Source organism: Variovorax sp. dw_308 (genome assembly GCF_019207085.1).
Classification (GTDB): domain Bacteria; phylum Pseudomonadota; class Gammaproteobacteria; order Burkholderiales; family Burkholderiaceae_C; genus Variovorax.
Map to the genome: position 1 here is coordinate 1 of NZ_JAATOM010000059.1, position 5,861 is coordinate 5,861.

Here is a 5,861-nt window from a genome sequence, read left to right on the forward strand (position 1 = left end):
GCTGACGCATCCCTCCTCCACTCCTGCTGCGGCCGGTGCCCTCGGCGCCGGCCGCGCCATCTCCTAGCTCAGGATTTCCCCCATGACTGCCATTTCCATCGGCGTGCTGCGCGCACGCGTCCACCCGCTCGTCCCCGGCTTCCTGATCAGCGTCGTGGTGGCTGCGGCCGCCACCTTCCTGGCGGGCCACTACCACGCACCGGTCATGCTGTTCGCGCTGCTGCTCGGCATGGCCGTCAACTTCCTGGCCGTGGAGGGCTCCTGCAAGCCGGGCATCGAGTTCACCTCGCGCGAAGTGCTGCGCATCGGTGTCGCGCTGCTGGGCATGCGCATCACCTTCTCGCAGATTGCGGCGCTGGGCTGGCATCCGGTGGTGATGGTGGTGGCCTCGGTGGTCATCACCATCGTCGTGGCGATGATTGCCGCCCGGGCAATGGGCTTCAACACGCTGTTCGGCCTGCTCAGCGGCGGTGCCACCGCGATCTGCGGCGCTTCGGCCGCGATGGCGCTGGCTGCGGCCCTGCCCTCGCATCCGGGCAAGGAGCGCGCCACGCTGTTCACAGTCATCGGCGTGTCGGCGTTGTCCACGCTGGCCATGATCGTCTACCCGCTCATCGTCAGGCTGCTGGGCTTCGATGCCACGCATGCGGGCATGTTCCTGGGCGGCACCATCCATGACGTGGCGCAGGTGGTGGGCGCGGGCTACGGCATGTCGCCGGAGACGGGTGATGCAGCCACGGTGGTCAAGCTGATGCGCGTGGCCATGCTGCTGCCGGTCATCGTCTGCGCGGTCATGATCAGCCGCCGCCACGGGGGCGAGCAAGGCGGCAAGCGCCCGCCGATCCTGCCCTGGTTCGCGGTGGGCTTCGTCCTGCTGGCCGCTGTCAACAGCACCGGCTGGATTCCGAAGTCGGTGCAGACCTTTGCGAACGACCTCTCGGGCTGGTGCCTGGTCGTCGCCATCAGCGCGCTGGGCATGAAGACCCAGCTCAAGGAACTCGCCAGCGTCGGCATCAAGCCGATCGTGCTGATGGTCGGGGAAACCGTCTTCCTCGCGGCGCTCGTCGCGGCGATGTTGCACTGGGGTATGTGAGAACCACGGGCGGGCCGCTATTGCGCAGGTTTTGCGGCGGGTACGCCGCGCAGATCGACGTCGGAGAAATAGGAGATCCCGTGAGCCTTGGTGTTATCCGCATCGGCCTGGATCGCGACCCCCACCACGTCCGGCGTCGTATCGCCGGCCTCGGCGCCAAAGGCTCGCTTGTAATCAGCCAGAAGCTTGCGGCGCTCGGTCAGCCAGCCACCGGTCTTGTCGGTCGCGCCTGATTCGAGCACGTCCATGTGAATGCGCTTGGTGAAGGCGTTGTCGAATTCGCTGCCCTTGCTTTCCTTCACATCCCAGACGTAGCAGAGCGTCTGGGTGGGCACCGATTCGCCGGTCGAGGTTTTCGCCAGTGCGAGCTTGGTGCGCTCGCCCACCGACAGCCGGTCGGCAGGAAAGTCGAAGAAGACGCACATCTTGGCAGCGCCGTCGTCGCCGCCCTTGGTGCGCAGATCGGCGCCTTCCACGAATTCCTCCACCTTCCAGCGCCAGGCGAGTGTGGCCTCGTCGTTGAGCTGGACCCGCGTGGGATGCACAAGGTTGCCGTAGGACTTGTCGGCATCGACCTTGAGCACCTTCTGGCCATCGAGCTGGGTGACCTCGAATTTCGTCGGCGCCTTGTTGGGCAAGGTCGTGAAGCGCCAGGGCGCGGGCGCCTGCGGACCCGGCGCGGTCGAGAACGGCGTCAACAAGCCATCGGCGCGCGCCGCCGGGGCCGCCATCCAGAGCAGCGCGGCCGCAACAGGCAATACCGCAGAAGCGAGCAAACGCCGTCCGCGCCCAGACTGGAATCTCATGTTGTCCATGGTTGGCCTCTATGGCTGGAGAAATGGGTGTTGTGCCTCCCGACCCGGAGTGTGACGCAGGCGAGCGACAAGATAAATACCCCATCGGGAATCGCCCGGATGCAAAAAGTGTCCGGGGGCGTCAGGCAGGCGGCTCGTCGAATGCGACGCGCCATGTGCCGTCCAGGAAGACGATGGGCAGCTTCTTCAATTTCAGCCCGGGCCCGCCCACCATGCAGCCGGTTCTCAGGTCGAACCGGAGGCCGTGTGCCGGACACTTCACGACACATCCTTCCAGCGAGGCGCCAAAGAAGGAGGCACCGGCGTGCGGGCAGCCATCCTCGATGGCATGCATGACGTCGTCAATGCAAAAGACCAGGAGGCTGCGATCCTCCACACGCAAGAAGCGTCTGGTGCCGGCCTGTGGGGGCGCGAAGCCGGGGAGCGAGATCCAGCGAAGGCTGTTCATGTCGGGGCCCGATACAGCGCCTGGCGCGGAGCCCTCCGGCAAGGCAGTCACGAAGCCGGCACACGGTTGACCAGCCCGGCCCCCGCCCTGGCGTTCGCCGCCGCCATGATGGCCTTGTCGTTTCTTCGCGTGCCGAACACGGCTGTCTTCATGGGATCTCCTCGTGCGATGCGGTCGCTGGATGAAAGTGACTCAAGACCGGGCTGAATCCTTACACTGCGCTCACCGTTGTTGGCGGCCATCTTCCGGGAGCACCATGACATCGATCAGCACCTTCCTGACGGCCCAGCCCCTGCTGGCAGTGTTTCTCACCATAGCTTTGGGTTATTTGCTGGGTGCTGTCAACCTCGGCGGATTCTCATTGGGCTCAGGCGCCGTACTTTTCGTGGGGCTGGCGGTGGGCGCGTTTGCGCCCAAGCTCGTGTTGCCGGCATTGCTGGGCAACGTCGGCCTGCTGCTGTTCCTCTATGGCGTGGGCATCGCCTACGGTGCCCAGTTCTTCCGGGGCCTGAGCAGCGCGGAGGGCGCGAAGGCCAACCTGGCCTCCGTCATCGCGGTCGCCGCTGCGCTGGCCCTGACCCTGGCCGCGGTTCGATGGATTCCTGGCGTCGAGCTGGGTGAGGCGCTGGGCGCGTTCGCCGGTGCCGGCACCAGCACAGCGGCGCTGCAGGCCGCGATCGCCGTGTTCGGCACCGCGCCCGCGACGGGCTACTCGGTGGCCTACCCGCTCGGCGTCGCCGTGCCGATCCTGCTGCTGGGGCTGTACAACGCCATGGCCAAGCCCCCACTCGAAAAGCGTGGCGCAGTCGTGATGCTTACGGAGGAAGTGGACGTGACCGAGTTCGGCGTGCTGGGCATGACCCTGAGCCACGCGTCGCGCAACCTGCCTGCGGGCGTGTCGATCGTGGCGATCCGGCGCAGCCATCACAACATTCCTGCAACCGGCGAGACGACCCTGGAACGCGACGACGTGCTGCTTCTCACCGGCACCGACAAGGCGGCGCTCGTCAACGCCGCATCGCGCTTCGGCACGTCGGATCCGGGCCGCATGGTGCGCGACCGCAGCGACCTGGACTACAACCGCTTTTTCGTGTCCAACGCAAAGATCGCCGGGAAACGGCTGGGAGACGTCGAGTTGGCGCCCGAACTGGGCGCACGCATCCTCCACCTGCGCCGCAGCGATGCCGACCTCCATCCCGACCCGGATCGCCTGCTCGAATTCGGCGACCGTGTGGGCGTGCTGGCCCCGCGCGCGAGCTTTCCCGAGATCGGCAAGATCTTCGGCGACTCGGTGCGCGGCACGGGCGAGGTGAGCTACATCGCCATCGGCGTCGGCGTCACACTGGGCCTGGGCTTCGGTGCCATTGCATGGCCGCTCCCGTTCATCGGACGCTTCACGCTGGGCTTTGCGGGGCTGCTGCTGATCGCCTTGTTCCTCGGATGGCGCCGCCGCACCGGGCCTTTCCAGTGGTCGATGCCCGTGTCGGCCAACCTGGTGCTGCGCAATTTCGGGTTGACGCTTTTCCTGGCCGTGGTCGGCATCTCGTCGGGCGCGACCTTTGCCGCCACCATCGCCAAGAGCGGCCTGCTCTACCTGCTGCTGGGCAGCGCCATCGTGGCGGTACTCGTCATCGTGACGCTGCTGGTCACGGTCTTCGTCTTCCGGATGCCCTTCGATGCGGCCGCGGGCATCATTTCGGGCGTGACCGGCAACCCGGCCATCCTGTCATTCGCCAACCGCATCGCACCGACGGACAGGCCGGACATCGGCTACGCGATGATCTTCCCGTCGATGACGGTGCTAAAGATCCTGTTGGTCCAGGTCGTCGGGACCTGGGGGAACTGAGGGGCGCGAGACGGGGGCGCCCGCGGATCGGTGGTGAGGGCTGGGTGCAAGCTGCCGAATGCGATCTTCATTGAGAAACCCGGACGGAAGCAGGGGCGCGGTCCGAGGGCGGTGGGTATCCCCCTCCGCGAATGTCCCCCGCCTTCGGCTCCTCCTTTATTTCGCTGCGGGGGATACCCACCGCCCTCAGCCCAACACACGCCGCGTTGTGCCGGCCGATCAACGACAGCGCGTCAGGATCACGTCGATGGTGTGATCGCGCTTGCCTGCTTCAGTGCGGCGCGTCGCCGACGATGCCGGCGCGTTCCAGGTTGCGTACCGCCGGCCAGAAATCCTGCGCCGCATAGTGCTGGGTGCAACGGTTGTCCCAGATGGCGACGCTGTTTGTCTTCCAACGGAACCGCACCTGGTACTCGGGCACGCTGGCCTGGCCCATGAGGTAGTTCAGCAGCAGGCTTGCGCCGGGTGCGTAGTCCTGGCCCAGGCGCACGTTCACGGGCGTATGGAAGTTCGTGAAATGCGTGGTGAAGGCGTTGACGAACAGGACCTTCTCGCCCGTTTCCGGGTGCGTGCGCACCACCGGGTGCTCGGCGTCGGGGTATTGCGCGTGCAGCGCCAGGCGCTTTTCGGTCGGCATCACGGCGCCGAAGCTGGCTTCGATGCTGTGGCGCGCGCGCAGCGGCGCGATCTGTGCCTTGATGTGCTCGGGCAGGCGGCGATAAGCCTCGGCCATGTTGGCCCACAACATGTCGCCACCGACGTCGGGACCTTCAACGCAGCGCAGGACCGCGCCCATCTGCGGACACTCGCGCCAGGTCGCGTCGCAGTGCCAGGCGTTTTCGTATTGCTCCTGGCGGCTGTCGGGGCCTTTGTAGATGCGTACCAGCCCCGGGTGGTCAGGGTCGGTGCCGACGACCGGATGATCTTCCAGGGGGCCGAAGCGACGGGCGAAGGCGACGTGCTCGGCGCGCGTGAAATGCTGGTCGCGCAGGAACAGGACCTTGTGCGCGAGCAGCAGGGCCCGGATTTCGCCGAACAGCGCGTCGTCGTGAACTGCGTCAGCCAGATCGACGCCGTGCAACTCGGCGCCGATGGTGGGGGTCAGCTTTTCAACCCGGATGGCGCTCGAACGGCCGCGCGCGATCGTTGCTGCGGCAGGGGCGCCGGCTTCAGTAGATCTGCTCATCGTTGTCTCCTTGCAATCGCGTGCCCGGCCCCGGCAGGCAGTCTCCGCTTGGCGCTTCGAGCATCAGATAGCCCTCGGGCATCGGCGACGCGAAGTCGGGCGGCGGGGTCAGCAAGGCATCGGGCACCCTCGTGTCCCTGGCACCTCGCCCACGGTGCCAGCATAGTGCGGCGACCGCGATTCGAACTGTCCAAGATCAATTTCGACCGGCCAGCGGCATGCAGGCCCTGGGTCGAGCAGCCCGACCGGATGCTCGCGCGATTGAAGCCGATTCGACGGGACTGCCGGGAGTGGCGAGCCATGGCCCGGTCGGCGTGCCGATCGGGCGCATCCCGATGCTGTGAACAGTGAATTCGGCGCTGCAGGTTCAGGCACGAAAAGCGAAATGCGTGTCGTGACTTGCGAAGCGTCGCCGGGCCGCGATCCCTACAGTTACCTCATCGATTCCATACCCATTCAGGAGACATAAAACC

6 protein-coding genes are annotated in these 5,861 nt (G+C 66.3%); 2 read left to right on the forward strand and 4 right to left on the reverse strand.

Going from position 1 to position 5,861, the window contains the following annotated elements; genetic code table 11:
- The first annotated feature begins 82 nt into the window (after positions 1-82).
- Complete coding sequence (locus HCU76_RS35910; protein ID WP_213959906.1) at positions 83-1,093, forward strand: YeiH family protein; 1,011 nt, start codon at positions 83-85, stop codon at positions 1,091-1,093.
- A 17-nt stretch (positions 1,094-1,110) separates the two neighbouring features.
- Here the strand turns inward: HCU76_RS35910 and HCU76_RS35915 are convergent, their stop codons facing one another.
- On the reverse strand, positions 1,111-1,908 hold the full coding sequence (locus HCU76_RS35915) for a DUF3047 domain-containing protein (RefSeq protein ID WP_213959905.1): 798 nt from the start codon (positions 1,906-1,908) through the stop codon (positions 1,111-1,113).
- Positions 1,909-2,029: 121 nt separating this feature from the next.
- Entirely contained in the window at positions 2,030-2,356 is a 327-nt protein-coding gene (locus HCU76_RS35920; RefSeq protein WP_218512006.1) for a Rieske 2Fe-2S domain-containing protein, read from the reverse strand.
- A gap of 256 nt (positions 2,357-2,612) precedes the next feature.
- On the opposite strand from HCU76_RS35920, the gene HCU76_RS35925 reads away from it, so the two are divergent.
- Entirely contained in the window at positions 2,613-4,202 is a 1,590-nt protein-coding gene (locus HCU76_RS35925) for an aspartate:alanine exchanger family transporter (protein WP_218512007.1), read from the forward strand.
- A gap of 271 nt (positions 4,203-4,473) precedes the next feature.
- Here the strand turns inward: HCU76_RS35925 and HCU76_RS35930 are convergent, their stop codons facing one another.
- Positions 4,474-5,322 (reverse strand): TauD/TfdA family dioxygenase, encoded by an 849-nt coding sequence (locus HCU76_RS35930; RefSeq protein ID WP_218512009.1) that lies wholly within the window; start codon positions 5,320-5,322, stop codon positions 4,474-4,476.
- A gap of 49 nt (positions 5,323-5,371) precedes the next feature.
- Positions 5,372-5,515: a hypothetical protein gene (locus HCU76_RS35935; protein WP_218512008.1), complete on the reverse strand. Its 144-nt coding sequence runs from the start codon at positions 5,513-5,515 to the stop codon at positions 5,372-5,374.
- Positions 5,516-5,861: the final 346 nt, after the last annotated feature.

Coding starts and splice junctions, on each gene's coding strand:
- HCU76_RS35910 (WP_213959906.1), top strand. CDS start 83: ATGACTGCCATTTCCATCGGCGTGCTGCGCGCACGCGTCCACCCGCTC.
- HCU76_RS35915 (WP_213959905.1), bottom strand. CDS start 1,908: ATGGACAACATGAGATTCCAGTCTGGGCGCGGACGGCGTTTGCTCGCT.
- HCU76_RS35920 (WP_218512006.1), bottom strand. CDS start 2,356: ATGAACAGCCTTCGCTGGATCTCGCTCCCCGGCTTCGCGCCCCCACAG.
- HCU76_RS35925 (WP_218512007.1), top strand. CDS start 2,613: ATGACATCGATCAGCACCTTCCTGACGGCCCAGCCCCTGCTGGCAGTG.